The organism is Adlercreutzia sp. ZJ304 (genome assembly GCF_011039075.1).
In the GTDB taxonomy this organism is placed as follows: Bacteria; Actinomycetota; Coriobacteriia; order Coriobacteriales; family Eggerthellaceae; genus Adlercreutzia_A.
Map to the genome: position 1 here is coordinate 51,278 of NZ_JAAKEG010000004.1, position 17,367 is coordinate 68,644.

Sequence of the window (17,367 nt, forward strand, 5' to 3'; positions counted from 1 at the left end):
GCCCCGTGGCACAGATGGCAAAGGCTATCAAGTAAGGAGAGCAAGGTGTCTGATTCTGTGAAGCGCGTCTACGCATTTGGAAACGACGCGAATGGTAAAAATGTTACCGAGGGTAATACCGATATGAAGGCAATCCTTGGTGGCAAAGGTGCTAATTTGGCTGAGATGGCTAACATTGGGCTGCCGGTTCCGCCGGGCTTCACCATAACCTGCCAGACCTGTATGGAATATGCCAATGCAGGTAATGTATGGCCTGAAGGTGCGCTTGATACCATAGCCGAGTACAGAGCCGATCTGGAAGAGCGCATGGGCAAAAAGATTGGGGATGCAAAAGATCCGCTGTTGGTGTCAGTTCGCTCTGGCGCTCCTATGAGCATGCCCGGCATGATGGATACTGTGTTGAATCTGGGTCTGAATGATGAATCTATAAATGGTCTGATTGCGCAGACTGAAAATCCCCGTTTTGCGTGGGACTCTTATAGGCGTTTTATTCAGATGTTCAGCAATGTTGTTATGGGGCTAGATGGCGATCTTTTTGAAAATGCCATTATTGCCATGAAAAACGATAGAGGCGTATCTAGTGATACCGATCTTGTCGCTGAAGACTTACAAGAACTTGTAGATGTATTCAAAGGCATATTTAGCCAGAATGTTTCTGCTGAAGATTACCCGACGCTTGTGGTAGATGGCACTGTGCAGTTCCCGCAAGATCCGATGATTCAACTGCAACTGGCAATTGAAGCTGTGTTCGGCAGCTGGAATAACCCGCGTGCGGTTCTTTATCGTAAGAAGAACAAGATTGCGGACGATTTGGGCACCGCTGTTAATGTACAGTCAATGGTTTTCGGTAATAAAGGAAATACGTCTGCTACAGGCGTGGCATTTACACGCAATCCCGCAAACGGTGAAAAAGAATTTTACGGCGACTACTTGGTAAATGCTCAGGGCGAAGACGTTGTTGCTGGTATTCGCAACACAAGTCCTATTGCCGAGCTGAAGAATGTGGATGGTCTTGAAGAGGCTGGTAAGCAGCTTGAAGATATCTTTGTTATTCTTGAAAACCATTTCCGCGATATGTGCGATATCGAATTCACTATTGAGCAAGGTAAACTTTGGATGCTTCAAACACGCGCAGGTAAGCGTACTGCTGCTGCTGCGCTTCATATTGCTATCCAAATGGTTGAAGAGGGCTTGATTGATAAGCGCGAGGCTGTTATGCGTGTTGAACCCGAACAGCTCGATCAACTTCTGCATCCGCAGTTTGACAAGAATGCGAAATATGATGTTGTGGCGCGCGGCTTAAATGCTAGCCCCGGTGCCGCTGTTGGTGAGGCAATGTTTAGTGCAGCTGATGTTGTTGCTGCCAAAGAAGCTGGGCGTAAATGCGTGCTTGTGCGTTGGGAAACCAACCCGGACGACCTTGCCGGCATGATAGCTGCTGAGGGCATTCTAACTTCGCATGGTGGTAAGACTTCGCACGCTGCAGTTATTGCGCGTGGCATGGGTGTTCCTTGCGTATGCGGTGTTGAAGCACTCAAGATTGATGCCGAGAAGAAAGAAGCACAAATTGCTGGTAGCGATTTGGTAATACGCGAAGGCGATCTGATTTCGCTCGATGGTACAACTGGCATTGTGGTGTTAGGTGCAGTAGATCTGGTCAAGCCTGAACTGACGGGCGATCTTGATACTATTCTTGAGTGGGCTGACGAATTCCGTCGTCTGGGTGTGCGCGCTAATGCTGATAATCCAGAAGATGCAAAACTTTCGCGCGAGTTTGGTGCGCAAGGAATTGGTCTTTGCCGTACCGAGCATATGTTCTTGGGCGATCGCAAGCAAATAATTCAGACTTATATTCTGAACGATGATGAACTTAACCGTGAGCGCGCTGCAGAGCAATTATATGAGGCGCAAGTTGGCGACTTCTATGAAATGCTAAAGGCGATGGATGGTCTGCCTATGATTGTTCGTCTGCTTGACCCGCCACTGCATGAATTCTTGGATAATCCACGTGAGCTAGAGGTTGAGATAGCTCGCTTAGAGGCGGGCGGGGCATCCGCTTCCGATTTGGCTGAAAAGCGCGAATTGCTAGAGAAGATCGATGGTTTTGTTGAGCAGAACCCGATGCTTGGTATGCGTGGTGTTCGCTTAGGCATAATGTATCCGCAACTGCCTGAACTACAGATACGCGCTATAGCGTCGGCTATGGCTAAGCTGAAAAAGGAAGGCTTAGATCCTAAGCCAGAGATTATGATTCCGCTGGTATCTACTGTAAATGAGCTATCTTTAATGCGCGGTAAGGCTGAAGGCGTTATAGCTGAAGTAGCACAGGAAGCCGGCATTGAATTAGAGATTCCTATTGGAACCATGATAGAGTTGCCGCGTGCAGCACTTACTGCTGACGAAATAGCTACCAAGGCAGACTTCTTCTCGTTTGGTACCAACGATCTTACGCAGACCACGTTCGGCTTCAGCCGCGACGATGTGGAAGGTGAGTTCATACCTACATACCTGTCTGAGCATCTGTTGCCGGTAAATCCGTTTGCTACTGTTGATGAAGGTGGAGTTGCGAAGCTAGTTGGTATGGGTGTTGAACTTGGACACGAGGGCAATCCCGATATAGTTTGCGGCGTTTGTGGCGAGCACGGTGGCGATCCTGACTCTATACATACATTCAACCGCATAGGAGTTGATTATGTAAGCTGCTCGCCATATCGCGTGCCGGTAGCACGTCTGGCAGCGGCACAGGCATCAATTAAGGAAGACTAATTGACCGCTTTAGACCTTCCAAAAACCATTCGCCTTGTGCGTGTGGGGCAGGACGATCTTGAAAATGTAGATGCGGCGGCTGCTTCGGCAGTTGCCGCATTCGTGTCTGATAACCATGTTCCCTACGGGGTTCCCATTGTGGTTATGTTAGATCAGACGAAACTGCCTTATGAGGAGTCGTATTTTTGTACGTCCGATTGGCGTCAAGTTATTAATGCCATAAAACAGCTTGTAGTGCGCGGGGCACCTGCTATAGGTATTGCTGGTGCTGCGGCTGTAGCTTTGCGTGCCTCTGAATTTTGTTATGCAAGTGAAGATACATTTAGGCAGGACGCATCTGATTTCGACAGGGTATTTGTAATAGACGAGCAATCGTTTGACCCGCAGCTATATAAGCTAAGTATGGAATTTACGGGAAACATGATTGCAGAAGCGCGACCTACAGCTGTAAATTTGAGGCATGAAGTTGATGGTGCGCTTTCAATTATGAATGAATGTTTGGCGGATGATTATAAACCCGCCGATATACTTAATGCATTATGTAAGCATGTGTGTCAGCTTATAGCTAGCGACGAGGCAACATGTCGAGCTATTGGGAAAGCTGGTGCGAAACTTATAAAACCTAGCAGCAATATATTGACACATTGCAATGCGGGAAGTTTGGCAACTGCTTTTTATGGTACGGCGCTTGGGGTTGTATATACAGCGCATGAGCAAGGTAAGGTGCGCCGAGTTTTTGCCGATGAGACACGTCCTGTAGGTCAGGGCGCGCGCCTTACATCGTGGGAGCTATCTAGGGCTGGCATTCCGGTTACTCTTATATGCGACAATATGGCTGCTTATGTAATGGCGCAAGGCTTCATAGACGCTGTTATAGTTGGTGCCGATCGTATTGCGTGTAACGGTGATGTAGCAAATAAGATAGGTACTTTAGGTGTAGCAATTTTAGCTAAGCATTTTGGTATTCCATTTTATGTTGCTGCTCCACTTTCTTCATTTGATCCAAAGGCAATAAGCGGCACAAGTATTGAAATAGAACAGCGGGATTCGCGGGAAGTTATAAATAAACCCATTGCGGGAGTTGATGTGTTGAATCCAGCTTTCGATGTAACACCGGCTAGTTTAATTAGCGCCATAATAACGGAGAATGGTGTATTCGCTCCGTCTGATATAGGAAATCTTATAACAACTAAGTAAATATGATGAATAGGGAACATATCCGTCAATCTTTGCAGGCGGCTATGCCGGTAATGCTTGGCTATATTGCTATTGGGATTCCATGTGGGATTCTTTGTGATTCGATAGGGCTTAATGCTTTTCAGGCACTTTTGATGTCGATAGTTTTTTATTCAGGCGCGGGTCAATTTATGATTCCAAATATGTATTTAGCTGGTGCGCCTATGGCTTCTATCATAGCTAGCGTGTCGTTTGTGAACACTAGACAGATGCTATATTCTGCTTACTTTGCTCCGTTTGCGGCAAATGTGTCAAAACGTCTAGCTTTTTTCTTTGCAGCTACTGTTACTGATGAAAGCTATGGTGTATCTGCTGCAAAATTTCAAGAGGGTGAATGGTCTATAGATCGTGCGCTTATGGTCAACATATTCTCGCAATCTTCATGGGCTCTTTCAAACTTTATCGGCGTACTTCTGGGAAGTGCAATAGGTATTCCTCTTAATATTGCAGCATTCGCTATGACATCTATATTTATATGCTTGCTTGTTACGCAGAAATTAACTTCCGCAAATATTGTTGCAGCTGTTGTAGCTATGGTTGGTGTTTATGTCTGTAAACTTGTTGGTCTGAGTGGTCCTGCTATTTTGATAGGTGCGGTTGCGGGTGTAGTTGTGGCTATGATTTTTTGCGCGTTGCGCGATAAAGCTGCAAAAAGGAGCGCCGTATGAGTTGGGAAGAATTTTGGATAATACTAATTGGCTGTTCCATAACTATTCTCATATGTCGCACTTTGCCGCTGTTTTTGTTAAAAGGTAGGGAACTGCCCGAATGGGCTATACGTTCGCTTGGACTTATTCCCGCCGCCGCATTTGCTGCACTTGTTGCAAACGATTTATTTGCGCCCGGGATGTTTGATGGTGGTATATGGCCAGCCGCTATTCCTCTTTTGGTGGCATGTTTTGTGGTTGTTGTGGCATTGAAGACGCGGTCGCTATTGTGGAGCGCTGTTACCGGAGTTGCCGTTTATGCTATTTTGCTACTCATATGAGCGAAAATATGCTTGCATGCCAAGATTCGCAGCAGTATACTAACTAATCGTGTCTGTAGCGGCACATACTAAAACGTAACCCGAAATATGAACTAGGATTTTAAAATGGATGTAATTCGCGCAATTGAGCAGCAGCAGATAAAGCAAGATATTCCAGATTTTAAGACTGGCGATAATGTAAAGGTTCACTATCGCATTACAGAGGGCAATCGTGAGAGAATTCAGGTCTTTCAGGGTGATGTTATTCGTCGCCACGGTGAAAGCAGCCGAGAGACTTTTACGGTTCGCAAGATTAGCTTCTCTGTAGGTGTTGAGCGTACATTCCCGGTTCATTCACCGAAGATTGAAAAGATTGAGGTTGTTCGCAAGGGCAAGGTACGCAGATCGAAGCTTTACTACCTGCGTGATAAAGTTGGTAAGGCTGCTAAAATTAAGGAAAAATCTTTCCGGTAATTTTAAGGCTCCATACGGAGCCTTTTTCTTATGGAACAGCTAACTGTTGAACAAATACGGGCGCAGTTGCGCGTTGCTAACGAACAGGAATTCAGCGTTCTTGAAAGATCTCTTGCGGCGGATACGCGCAAAGGTGTTCGTAGTGCACTTGATTCGGCGCGAGCTCGACTGGATGCTATTGCTGCCGAGAGCAATCGTCTTCGTTCTCTTTATGAGACACAAAAAGAAATTATGGCTAGCAAAAGGGCTAGTGTTGCTGTTGGGCTAGATGAGGTAGGGCGTGGACCTATGGCTGGTCCGCTAGCTGTTGGCGCTGTTGTTTTATCTAGCGATAATCGCATTGAGGGTTTGAATGATTCTAAGCAGCTTAGCGAGAGCGCACGTGAACGTATTGCAAAAGAAATAAAAGATACTGCCATAGCTTGGAGTGTGCAATTTATCGATGCGTCGCAGATAGATAAATGCGGGATATCCACCGCTCTGAAAACAGCTTTCCACCGCGCTATTGTATCTATTGAAGAACAAGGTGTAATACCTGATATTGTTTTATTAGATGGAAATCCTCTTCACTTAGATGCGCGTGAAGTAAATATTGTAAAAGGCGATTCTAAGATAGCGGCCATTGCGGCAGCTTCTGTTATTGCTAAAGTTGAGCGCGATTCATTAATGAATGAATTAGACAAAAAGTTCCCGGGGTATGGCTTCGCCGAAAATAAAGGCTACGGAACGGCAACGCATCGGCAGGCTATAAGAGAATTAGGGTTAAGTCCTATACATCGCGTATCGTTTTGTGGAGAATTTACTCAAGCTTCATTATTTTGATCTGTATAGCTACGTAAGTTTCATGCTAGATTTATGCAAGGTTTTTGACAGATTTTTATACATTCAAAATTGCATTCATCACAGATTTTTGTGCAATTAGATATGCATTGCATTCAAAACCAGCATGAACAGAACCATACTTGCAGTTTTATTCATGTGCATTTTCAATGTAGATGAATATCGCATTTTTGATACGTAGATGCTAGATATGAAAACTATCGTTTCCTCTACCGAAATTAAGGAGGCGATAGCAGTGCAACAAGCTTTGTTAGAACAAGAACCAATTCAGAAATCTACGCATAGAGAGGCGTCAAAAAGTAAGAGTCGAAAATCGAATTGTCATAATAAAGAGCTTGGCAAGCGCGGCGAAAATGCGGCAAGCAAATTCTTATATAAGCGCGGATACGAAATAGTAGAGCGTAATTGGAAATGCAAGTTTGGAGAGGCCGACATAATTGCTCGTGATGGGAATACGATTGTATTTGTAGAAGTTAAAACGCGGTCAGGTTTAGAACATGGATTTCCCTCAGAAGCGATTGATGAAAAGAAACGCAATCGTTATGAGCGAATTGCTATGACATATTTGGCTAATTACGCCGATATAGATGTATCAGTGCGATTTGATGTTGTAGCTATTGTAGCTATTGCTCCAGATAGAGCGCTTATAAGGCATCACATAAACGCATTTGCAGGCATATGATGAATTCGCATTGTTTTTTACATAGCGCTGTACTGCGTGGCGTAGAGGCAATACCGGTATGCGTAGAGGTATCGGTTGGCTCTGGCGTTGTGGGAATAAGCATTGTCGGAATGGCGGATACTTCAGTTCAGGAAGCTAGAGAACGAGTAAGGGGCGCTATAAAGGCTTGTGGTTTTGCGATGCCTAGCGCAAAAATAGTTGTCAACTTGGCACCCGGCAACATCAAGAAGAATGGCTCGGGTTTCGATCTTCCTATAGCAATAGGTATTTTGGCTGCTAGTGGTCAAATAGATAAGGAAATATTGCGCGATAAGCTATTTGTTGGTGAGCTTTCTTTAGATGGAAGCGTGCGAAAAGTCGCCGGTATGTTGGCGTTTGGTATATGCGCAAATAAAGAAGGACTCGATTTAGTAGGTAGCGCAGATGAAATTGTGCCTATTGATAATTTGAATCAATACAACATTGATGGACTATGGGAACTTACAAAAAGTGATCCATTTCGTTTGTCGCACTATATAAAGCTAGGCCAGAACTACATTGGTGATACCAGTTTAGATTTTAAGGATGTAGCGGGTCATGAAGCAGCAAAGCGTGCAGCGCAGATAGCTGTGGCGGGCAAACACGGTCTGCTAATGAGCGGTCCGCCCGGTTCGGGCAAAACCATGATAGCAAGCAGAATATCTACAATAATGCCTCCCTTATCGGAGGAAGAAATGTTGCAAGCTGCGGCAATACATTCTGTAGCAGAGGAAAGTATTGATGCAATTCTTCGGGGTAGGCGACCGTTTAGGCAGCCGCATCATTCAGCTACTATGGCGGGATTGCTGGGGGGTGGAAGCCCTATACGACCCGGCGAAGTGTCACTTGCGCATTGTGGCACGCTGTTTTTAGACGAACTTCCAGAGTTTAAGCCTTCTGTTTTGCAGGGTTTGCGTCAGCCGATAGAATCGGGGAAGGTTTGCATAACACGTGCCGATGGCAATGTGCAATTCCCTGCTAACTTCATGCTGATTGCTGCTGCAAATCCGTGTCCATGTGGCTATTTTGGTGATGATTCTCGTGAATGCACATGTACAATTCCGCAAATTAGATCTTATCAAGCGAGGATTGGCGGACCGCTATTAGATCGAATAGATATACAACTAGATGTGCGTCGTATTCCATCTAAGAGCATTTTTGAAACAAGTGAAGGTAGCGATTCTGCTTCTCTGCGTGAGGGCGTTATGCAGGCTCAAGAGTTTGCATCGTGGAGAAAATCGCGTGAAGGTATCGAGCGCTGTGGGGCGAATGTCTCGCTCAGTCCACAAGAAGTTATAGCGTCGTGCTGTCTGAGAGATGAAGAGAAAAGTTTCATTGAGGCGGTATCTGAGGCAAATTCTATGAGTGGTAGGGCGCTGATTAGTTGCTTAAAAGTATCTAGAACCATTGCCGATTTAGAGCAAAGCGAAAGCGTTAAATGTGAACATCTAGCCGAAGCTTTTGGATTTCGGGTTAGGAGTAGATGATGTATGGAAGCGGCGAGGCGTAAACTTACAGGGGAGAGAAACGTATTGCATTTAGGAGATAAGGCATTTCCTGAGGCTTTATGTAATATACCAAAACCCCCTAAGCAACTTTTTATTGTGGGGTCTGTTGATGCTTTATCGGAGGGTCTAGCCATAGTTGGTGCTAGAAAAGCAACCCCATATGGAAAGACATGCGCCACTCGTTTTGCTAAGTTGGCATCAGAGCGTGGAATATCAATAATATCTGGCGGTGCTAGAGGATGTGATACTTTTTCGCATGAAGCTGCTTTGCAATGTGGTGGCAAGACAGTTGTATTTCTTGGAGGTGGTTGCGACTGCGTATATCCTCCCGAGAACTTCGATTTGTTTCAGCGCGTTGTTGATGGCGGTGGTGCTGTTGTATCGGAACAAGATTGGACTTTTATTCCCCAGCCGTGGACTTTTCGAGAAAGAAATAGGTTAATAGCTGGTCTTGCCAAGGCTACTTTAATTGTGGAGGCAGGACTTCCGTCTGGAACATTTTCTACGGCAGATGAAGCATTGGCGGCAAATAGAGAAGTACTTGTAGTTCCGGGTTCTATTACCTCTAGGCAATCGTTGGGAGCAAATAGATTAATATATCAAGGCGCAACACCAATAGTGGATGATGATACGTTTTACGACCAGCTGTTTACTATATTTGGTTGCTTGAAACAAGATGAAGTAGACGTCTCTAAAGACAGTGAATCGCAAGGTTCTTTAAAATATTTATTGGATTCTGTTCAATCTAAGGCAATGAGCTTAGATGAAATGATTCAAGTTGCAAGAGAGGCAGGAGACAATATTAGTATGCCTGAATTAATGCTGTGGCTTACCGAATGTTCACGAAACGGATTAATAGCTCAGTATTTTGATGGTAGGTATGGTCCGGCAACAAGTTGTTAGTGCTTATTGTCTATGCATTGGCGTATGCAATGATATATTTATGTACATGAATAGATTAGTTCGCATAATTGGTGGCGGTCTTGCTGGAAGTGAGGCTGCTTTATGGCTGGCAGACATGGGCGTAAATGTTGAGTTATACGAAATGCGTCCGCATGTTTCTACAGCAGTACATCGCACGGGCAAAATGGCTGAGCTTGTATGTTCGAATTCGCTCAAGTCTTTTAAAAGTGATACAGCAGCTGGAATGCTGAAAACCGAATTAGATATGCTTGGGTCAAGATTATTCGCCTGTGCTTTAGAGACGAAAATTGATGCTGGCGGCGCTTTAGCGGTTGATAGAGATATGTTTTCCGACTTAGTTACAAATATGTTGGAAAGCAATGCACGCATAGACATAAAGCATCAAGAGGTTACATCATTAGAGGATGTGGCGCACGAATGCGACGCGCTACTTGTTGCTACCGGACCTTTAACGTCTGATTCGTTGGCTGATAAGTTGAAGTTTTTAACCGGTTCTGAACATTTGGCTTTTTACGATGCTGCGGCTCCTATAGTAATGGCTGACTCTATAGATAATAGTCGTGTATTTAGGCAGAGTAGGTATGTTGAAGAGCATGGTCAGGGCGATTATTTGAACTGCCCATTTACAAAAAGTGAATACGATGAATTTATCGATGCTTTAATAGGCGCAGATAGAGTAGTTAAACGCGATTTTGAAACTAGCGATTTATTTCAGGCGTGTCAGCCTATAGAAGAAATAGCTAGAAAAGGGGTTGACGCTCCACGATTTGGAGCGATGAAACCAGTTGGTCTTACAGACCCGGTTACGGGTAAACGTCCGTGGGCGGCGGTGCAGTTACGCGCTGAAAATGCTCATGGTTCTAGTTTTAATCTTGTGGGCTTTCAGACCAATTTAACTTTTCCTGAACAAAAGCGCGTTTTTCGCATGATACCCGGTTTGGAAAACGCTGAATTTGCGCGATATGGCGTTATGCACAGAAACACGTATGTTGATGCACCTCGAGTTCTGCGCTCTACTGGTCAAATGATGGGTAATGTATCAAATGTTTTGGAAATACCCGTATATATTGCAGGGCAGCTTGCTGGGACTGAAGGGTATTGCGAGGCGATGCGTTCGGGCATAAATGCAGCTATATCTATTTCGGCGCAACTCAAAAACGTGCAACCGCCTAAGGTTTCCGTTCATACGGTTTTCGGAGCGCTCATAGAATATGCAACTAATCCTTCTACAAAAAATTATCAACCCATGCATGTTAATTTCGGGATAATGGAGCCATTGCAAGTGCCAATTAGGAATAAAAGTGAACGTTATGCTGCCTATGCGCAAAGAGGGAAATGTGCTTTAGAGGAATATATAGACTGTCTGAAGCGACTAGATCTTTTTCCTAAGCGCTATTGATGTGATTAAAAATGGCGAATCACAATTTGAAAGATATAGATTGTATCAACGACGAGGATTTGCATGGGTATGCTTTAGTAGAGGCATTTTGTGAAGCTATTTTGTTTGAGAGGGGTGCCTCTTCGCATACCGTCCGCAATTACAAAGCCGATCTTTTAGGATATTTGAGATGGGCACAACGTATGCAGATAGATCCTCTATCTGTAAAACACAGGCAATTGCGAAGATATTTAGCCGATTTAGACGCTGCCGCCTATGAACGTACCACAATTAACAGGCATCTTTCTGCGTTGCGTTCGTTTTTTAAGTGGCTAGGCGCATCTCAGCTTGCCGACAAAGATCCCGCAGCTGCCATACAAGGACCTGCTAATCCTCATAAACTCCCCAAGCCTATGACAGATGCCGATGTGGAGCGTTTGCTGGATGTGCATATCTCCGCCATGCAGCAAGACGATTTAAATGCAATATCTATGGCGCGCGAAATGCGAGATCAAGCTATTCTGGAGTTTATATATGCTTCCGGTGTGCGCGTATCGGAGGCTTCATCAGTAAGGCTTTTAGATGCAGATATACCTAATCGAATAGTAAAGGTATTTGGCAAAGGCTCTAAAGAACGCATCGTTTTAATTCATGATAAAGCAGCTCAGGCTATGAATGATTATTTATATCAAGCGCGTCCACTGTTGTTGAGTTCCAAAGATTGTGAATTCTTTTTCGTATCTTCTAGGGGCAATCGCTATTCTAGCGACAGTATAAGGCGTATGTTCAAACGTACTTTAGCTGCCGCTGGTTTAGATAGTGCGTATTCACCACATTCGTTAAGACATGCTTTTGCTACCGATATGCTTGAAGGTGGTGCCGATTTGCGCAGCGTGCAGGAAATGTTGGGTCATTCAAATTTGTCCACTACTCAAATATATACACATGTCTCGCCTGAACGATTAAGGTCGATTCACAGCATGGCTCATCCGCGAGCGTAAGTGGTGCGGTAACGATACGTTTTCAAGAATTTTCCAATAGTTACTCAATGTGGCTTTGAGCTATAAGGATGCGATTTATCCCGTTATCATCCGATATGTAAAAGGCTTAGCGACAAATTACTTACGATCGGGCGATATTATGAGCAAGAGAAAAGCAAAAATGCTATTTGCAGCCGCGCTGGTAGCTTTAACATTTGCGCCATTTCTTACGCAAAGCGGTGGCATCGGCATGATATGAGACGCAAAAACTCTATATCTCTAAGTAGATCTTTAAGATTTAACGAACAAATTTTCGTATTTTTGCTAGAATGTTCGCGTAAGATTCATTGATCTGTATGGAAGCGAGAAGAATGTCGCAAAGCGAAATAGTTATAAAGGGCGCTCGTGAGCATAACCTTAAAAATATAGATTTAACCATACCGCGAGATAAACTAGTTGTCATTACCGGTCTTTCCGGCTCAGGAAAATCTAGTCTTGCCTTCGATACTATGTATGCCGAAGGGCAGCGTAGATATGTTGAAAGTCTTTCCAGCTATGCGCGGATGTTTTTAGGTCAAATGAACAAACCTGATATCGATTCTATAGACGGGCTTTCTCCTGCTGTATCTATTGACCAGAAGACTACATCTCGTAATCCTAGATCGACTGTGGGTACCACTACGGAAATATATGATTATCTTCGTTTGCTTTATGCGCGTGTAGGAATACCTCACTGTCCTGTTTGCGGGCGCGAAATAAAGCGTCAAACCACCGATCAAGTTACAGACGAGATTTTGGGATTAGGCTCTGATGATACACGCGCTATGATTATGGCTCCCGTTGTAACCGGGCGCAAAGGTGAATTCACAAAACTTTTTACCGACCTTCAAAAAGAAGGGTTCGTGCGCGTGCGTATTGATGGAGAAGTTGTACGTTTAGAAGGCGAACCCATAACTCTCAATAAGAAAATAAAGCACTTCATAGATGTTGTGGTGGACAGAGTAACTTTAAAAGATTCAGCGCGCAGTCGCATAGCTCAAGCCGTAGAAACTGCTACAAAATTAGCTGATGGACGAGTGCTAGTTCAGGTGCTAGATAAAAACATTAACGCAGATGTACGAGATTCTAGCGTTTCTTCCGGTGCGAAAGGTGGTCTTGGAGAAGGGGAGTATGTTTTTTCGCTTGCTTTGGCTTGCCCAGAACACGGTTTCTCTATGGATGAATTGCAACCTCGCGACTTTTCTTTTAATGCGCCATATGGTGCTTGTCCTGCTTGTTATGGCATAGGAAATAGGGAAGAGGTCGATCCGTCGTTAGTTGTGCCCGATCCTTCACTTACTTTGGAAGAAGGTGCTGTAGCTCCATTAAAAAATGGCAATTACTATCCACAGATACTTAAAGCGGTTGCTAATCATATGGGTGTAGCACCTGATACGCCATGGGAGGATATGCCCAAAAAAGCTCAGACGGCAATAATGAATGGTTTAGGTAGCCAGAAGATTCGTGTTGACTATGTAACGGTGGATGGGCGCAACACATATTGGTTCATAGAGTGGGAGGGCGCACTAGAAGTTATACGTCGCCGTTATGCCGATGCTGATACTGATGCAAAGCGCGAAAAATTGGAAGTCTATTTCGATACTGTGTCGTGCGAAGAATGCAAAGGAAAACGTTTACGTCCTGAAATACTAGCTGTAACTATCAACGATAAATCTATCTTCGATGTAACCAATTTGTCTGCTGCCGACTCGCTTAAGTTTTTCAAGAGTTTAAGTTTTACTGGGCAAGATGAAATGATAGCAGCACCTATTGTGAAAGAGATAGTTGCAAGGTTGCAATTTTTGGTTGATGTAGGGTTAGACTACCTTACTTTAGAGCGTGCTACAGCTACACTTTCCGGTGGAGAAGCGCAAAGAATTCGCCTTGCCACACAGATTGGTGCGGGCTTGATGGGAGTTCTTTATATTTTGGATGAACCTTCCATTGGGTTGCATCAGCGCGATAATGCAAGATTAATATCTACTTTGAACCATCTGCGCGATTTAGGTAATACCGTTATCGTAGTTGAACATGACGAGGATACCATGCGCTCAGCCGACTTTTTGATAGATATGGGACCGGGCGCGGGCGAACACGGCGGATATGTTGTTGCATCAGGTACGCCTAAACAGGTTATGAGGGCTAAAAACTCGCTTACTGCCGATTATTTATCGGGTAGAAAAGTTATTGATGTGCCAAAGGAAAGGCGTAACCCCAAACGTGGAACACTGAAGATAACAGGGGCTTGCGAAAATAATTTACAAGATGTTACGTTAGAAATTCCTCTAGGTACTTTAACGGTTATCACAGGTGTATCGGGTTCGGGCAAGAGTTCTCTTATTACAGACACTTTAGCTCCGGCTATGGCAAATCGTCTGAATCGCGCGCACCGCAAATGTGGACCGTATAAGAAGATATCTGGGTTAGATAAATTGGATAAAGTTATCAACATAGATCAGAGCCCTATTGGGCGAACTCCAAGATCTAATCCGGCTACATACATAGGGCTTTGGGATGATATTCGCGCGCTTTTTTCGTCTACAGCAGAGGCAAAGGCTAGGGGATATTCACCGGGACGTTTTTCATTCAATGTTAGCGGGGGCAGATGCGAGGCTTGTAAAGGCGATGGTCAGATAAAAATTGAGATGCATTTCCTACCGGATGTTTATGTTCCTTGCGAAGTTTGCGATGGTAAGAGATACAACCGAGAAACGCTAGAGGTTACATATCGAGGGAAAAACATATCGGATATATTAGATATGACCGTAGATGACGCATTGGCATTTTTTCAGAATATACCCGGAATTAAACGTAAGCTTCAAACCTTATATGATGTAGGCTTAGGTTATATCAGGCTTGGGCAGCCGGCTACTACATTATCTGGTGGCGAAGCTCAACGCGTGAAGCTTTCTAGCGAATTACAAAAGCGCTCTACTGGCAAAACGTTCTACATCCTTGATGAACCGACTACAGGTTTACATTTTGAGGATGTGCGTCAATTGCTTGTTGTATTGCAAAGATTAGTAGATGGCGGAAACACAGTCTTAATTATTGAGCATAATCTTGATGTTATAAAATGCGCCGATCATATTGTTGATTTGGGTCCTGAAGGTGGCTATAAAGGCGGTAAGATTATTGCAGCCGGCACTCCTGAAGAGATTGCGCAAACTGAAGGTAGCTTTACTGGTGAATTTCTTAAACGTATATTGTAGGGTGCCAATAGTTCAGCAGATAGTATAGCTAAATCGGGTCAATCCGGTCTATAATCTTTCCTCATGGAGAACCGTACTCGGGAAAAAGTCGGGCTGATTATCTTTTTTGTGCTAATCCTTTTGGGTGGCGCAATATTGTTGGGGTATTTTGCCACCGGTCTTACTTGGACTGTATATGCAACTATGGTAGATGATACTGTAGGCAATATGGGCGGATACACCGCTGTAGTGTATCAGGGTACTACTAGTGAAGATGAACCAAGCGATTCTGAAAACACTTCAAACAACGAGGAAGATCAGGATGATATTCCGATAGTAGTTGACACTATGGGTCTTCGGATTATGTCGTATTATCCCGGTATTTATTCTGATGACTATTCGGGCGTGTATATTTCTGATGTAAGAGACTTATACGAGAAAAAAGATGCCGAGGTTGTAACTATTGACACTCAAAGCATTTTAAATTCTGAACCGCAAATTCTTCATGCCGGCAATAAAGTTATTGGTGTATTTGGGGCAAAGTCTTACGTTACGAAGCCGGCATTAAAAAAGATAGTTGCGGGGCTAAAAGACAAGGGTGCAGATGTCATAATTTGCGTGACGAAACGTATGGCGCTTCTTTCGTCTCTTGAAGGAATAGATGTGGTGATATTAACGGATAATTCTGAAGAATACTCTGTAACTGGCACGCGCGAAGGAGATACGCTTATTGTTCAGGCACCAAAAACGGGCGAAGCCGGTGTGGTGCTATTCTCTAGCAACAACATCGCCTCCGCCCGCTCTATAGACGCGCTATAAGTTTAGCTACAATTAAACTACTCCTTGAGCCATCATTGCATTAGCAACTTTTTCGAAGCCAGCAATATTGGCACCAGCAACATAATTGCCCTCACAGCCATAGCGCTTTGCGGCATCGTCGGCAGCGTGGAAGATGCTTACCATAATACCCTTTAGCTTCGCATCCACTTCTTCAAATGTCCAAGATAGGCGCTCGGAATTTTGCGACATTTCTAGCCCTGATGTAGCAACGCCACCGGCGTTTGCCGCTTTGCCGGGTAAGAATACTACGCCTTTATCCTGCAAGAATTCAGTAGCTTCAATAGTTGTAGGCATATTAGCGCCCTCGGCTACAACTTTGACACCATTCTCAACAAGTTTCTGTGCGTCTTCCAAGAACAATTCATTTTGAGTTGCGCAGGGAAGTGCTATATCGCACGGAATACTCCAAACGCCACGACCTTCATGATATTCTACGCCGCTTTTACGCTTTGCATATTCTGAAATACGACCGCGCTCTACTTCCTTGATTTGTTTAACTAGCTCAACGTCAATTCCTGCGGGATCGTGTATCCAACCAGTAGAATCGCTTAGAGTGACAACTGTTGCACCCAATTGCTGTGCCTTTTGGGTAGCGTAAGTAGCAACATTGCCAGAACCCGATACGCAAACAGTTTTGCCTTCGAAACTGTCTCCCGCGCAGCGCAGATATTCTTCCACTATATAAATTAAGCCATAGCCAGTTGCTTCGGTACGCGCAAGAGAACCACCAAATGTAAGCCCTTTGCCAGTCAATACGCCTTCAAAAACATTTTTCAGGCGCTTGTATTGCCCGAACATGAAGCCAACCTCGCGGGCTCCTGTACCAATATCACCTGCGGGAACGTCGGTGTCGGCACCAATGTGTCGTTGCAGTTCGGTCATAAATGATTGGCAGAAACGCATGACCTCCATATCGGATTTACCTTTCGGGTCAAAATCGCTGCCGCCTTTGCCGCCACCCATAGGAAGTGTAGTTAGGCTGTTTTTGAAAATTTGCTCAAAGCCAAGGAATTTAATTATTCCAAGGTTTACGGAAGGATGTAGTCTAAGACCGCCTTTATAGGGACCTATAGCGCTGTTAAACTGAACGCGGAAACCACGATTTACCTGTACGTTTCCTTCATCATCGGTCCACGGAACCCTAAACATAATTACGCGCTCTGGTTCAACCAGTCTTTCCAGAAGAGCTGCTTTTTCATATTCGGGGTGTGCCGAAATGACCGGCTCAAGAGATTGAAGAACTTCGGTAACTGCCTGTATGAATTCAGGTTGTTCGGGGTTCTTCGTTTTCACCATTTCAATAACACGTTCGGTGTAATTCAATTCGACCCTCCTTGAGATCGTTATCCACTGTTGGCATTATATTGCCCGAATCCATTTGGAAATCAATAATTAATACGTTGGAAACATTGAGAAAGCTCTGCGGCTAAATAGATATCTAGTATGGTTTTAGACCTGTGAAATTCTAATGCTTATCAGGAAATACCTAGCTAGGTTAAAATGAACAGACAAATGCCGCTAATG

At 44.4% G+C, this 17,367-nt stretch carries 14 protein-coding genes; 13 read left to right on the top strand and 1 reads right to left on the bottom strand.

The features are described from left to right. Positions 1-45 precede the first annotated feature (45 nt). The 13 genes from ppdK to G7Y46_RS02530 all read left to right on the top strand — a co-directional run bounded on the left by ppdK (position 46) and on the right by G7Y46_RS02530 (position 15,822). A complete protein-coding gene (gene ppdK, locus G7Y46_RS02470) occupies positions 46-2,766 on the top strand; it encodes a pyruvate, phosphate dikinase (protein ID WP_165252222.1) in 2,721 nt (906 codons plus the stop codon). Further along, on the top strand, positions 2,767-3,963 hold the full coding sequence (mtnA, locus tag G7Y46_RS02475; RefSeq protein WP_241157017.1) for an S-methyl-5-thioribose-1-phosphate isomerase: 1,197 nt from the start codon (positions 2,767-2,769) through the stop codon (positions 3,961-3,963). 5 nt (positions 3,964-3,968) lie between these two features. Continuing rightward, positions 3,969-4,670 (top strand): AzlC family ABC transporter permease, encoded by a 702-nt coding sequence (locus tag G7Y46_RS02480; RefSeq protein ID WP_241155927.1) that lies wholly within the window; start codon positions 3,969-3,971, stop codon positions 4,668-4,670. Beyond that, positions 4,667-4,990 carry an AzlD domain-containing protein gene (locus G7Y46_RS02485; RefSeq protein WP_165060001.1) on the top strand — a complete coding sequence of 108 codons (324 nt, stop codon included), beginning with the start codon at positions 4,667-4,669 and terminating at the stop codon, positions 4,988-4,990. The genes G7Y46_RS02480 and G7Y46_RS02485 overlap by 4 nt, the downstream gene beginning before the upstream one ends. A gap of 105 nt (positions 4,991-5,095) precedes the next feature. Then, positions 5,096-5,443 carry a 50S ribosomal protein L19 gene (gene rplS / locus G7Y46_RS02490; protein ID WP_165060004.1) on the top strand — a complete coding sequence of 116 codons (348 nt, stop codon included), beginning with the start codon at positions 5,096-5,098 and terminating at the stop codon, positions 5,441-5,443. Between the two features lie 30 nt (positions 5,444-5,473). Continuing rightward, the gene (locus tag G7Y46_RS02495) at positions 5,474-6,265 is read left to right on the top strand and encodes a ribonuclease HII (RefSeq protein WP_165252224.1); all 792 of its coding nucleotides are present in this window, start codon (positions 5,474-5,476) and stop codon (positions 6,263-6,265) included. Between the two features lie 208 nt (positions 6,266-6,473). Next, a complete protein-coding gene (locus G7Y46_RS02500; protein ID WP_241157018.1) occupies positions 6,474-6,965 on the top strand; it encodes a YraN family protein in 492 nt (163 codons plus the stop codon). Continuing rightward, positions 6,962-8,470: a YifB family Mg chelatase-like AAA ATPase gene (locus G7Y46_RS02505; protein ID WP_346773610.1), complete on the top strand. Its 1,509-nt coding sequence runs from the start codon at positions 6,962-6,964 to the stop codon at positions 8,468-8,470. Before G7Y46_RS02500 ends, G7Y46_RS02505 begins: the two co-directional genes overlap by 4 nt. A gap of 3 nt (positions 8,471-8,473) precedes the next feature. Next, the gene (gene dprA / locus G7Y46_RS02510) at positions 8,474-9,394 is read left to right on the top strand and encodes a DNA-processing protein DprA (protein ID WP_165252228.1); all 921 of its coding nucleotides are present in this window, start codon (positions 8,474-8,476) and stop codon (positions 9,392-9,394) included. A 46-nt stretch (positions 9,395-9,440) separates the two neighbouring features. Then, entirely contained in the window at positions 9,441-10,814 is a 1,374-nt protein-coding gene (gene trmFO, locus G7Y46_RS02515) for a methylenetetrahydrofolate--tRNA-(uracil(54)-C(5))-methyltransferase (FADH(2)-oxidizing) TrmFO (protein WP_165252230.1), read from the top strand. A gap of 26 nt (positions 10,815-10,840) precedes the next feature. Further along, positions 10,841-11,794: a tyrosine recombinase XerC gene (locus G7Y46_RS02520; protein ID WP_241157019.1), complete on the top strand. Its 954-nt coding sequence runs from the start codon at positions 10,841-10,843 to the stop codon at positions 11,792-11,794. 350 nt (positions 11,795-12,144) lie between these two features. Further along, positions 12,145-15,024 (top strand): excinuclease ABC subunit UvrA, encoded by a 2,880-nt coding sequence (gene uvrA / locus G7Y46_RS02525; RefSeq protein ID WP_165252234.1) that lies wholly within the window; start codon positions 12,145-12,147, stop codon positions 15,022-15,024. 135 nt (positions 15,025-15,159) lie between these two features. Further along, positions 15,160-15,822, top strand: a complete 663-nt coding sequence (locus G7Y46_RS02530; protein ID WP_165060020.1) for a hypothetical protein — start codon at positions 15,160-15,162, stop codon at positions 15,820-15,822. A 12-nt stretch (positions 15,823-15,834) separates the two neighbouring features. Here the strand turns inward: G7Y46_RS02530 and gdhA are convergent, their stop codons facing one another. Beyond that, positions 15,835-17,166: an NADP-specific glutamate dehydrogenase gene (gene gdhA, locus G7Y46_RS02535; RefSeq protein WP_165060023.1), complete on the bottom strand. Its 1,332-nt coding sequence runs from the start codon at positions 17,164-17,166 to the stop codon at positions 15,835-15,837. Between the last annotated feature and the right edge of the window lie 201 nt (positions 17,167-17,367).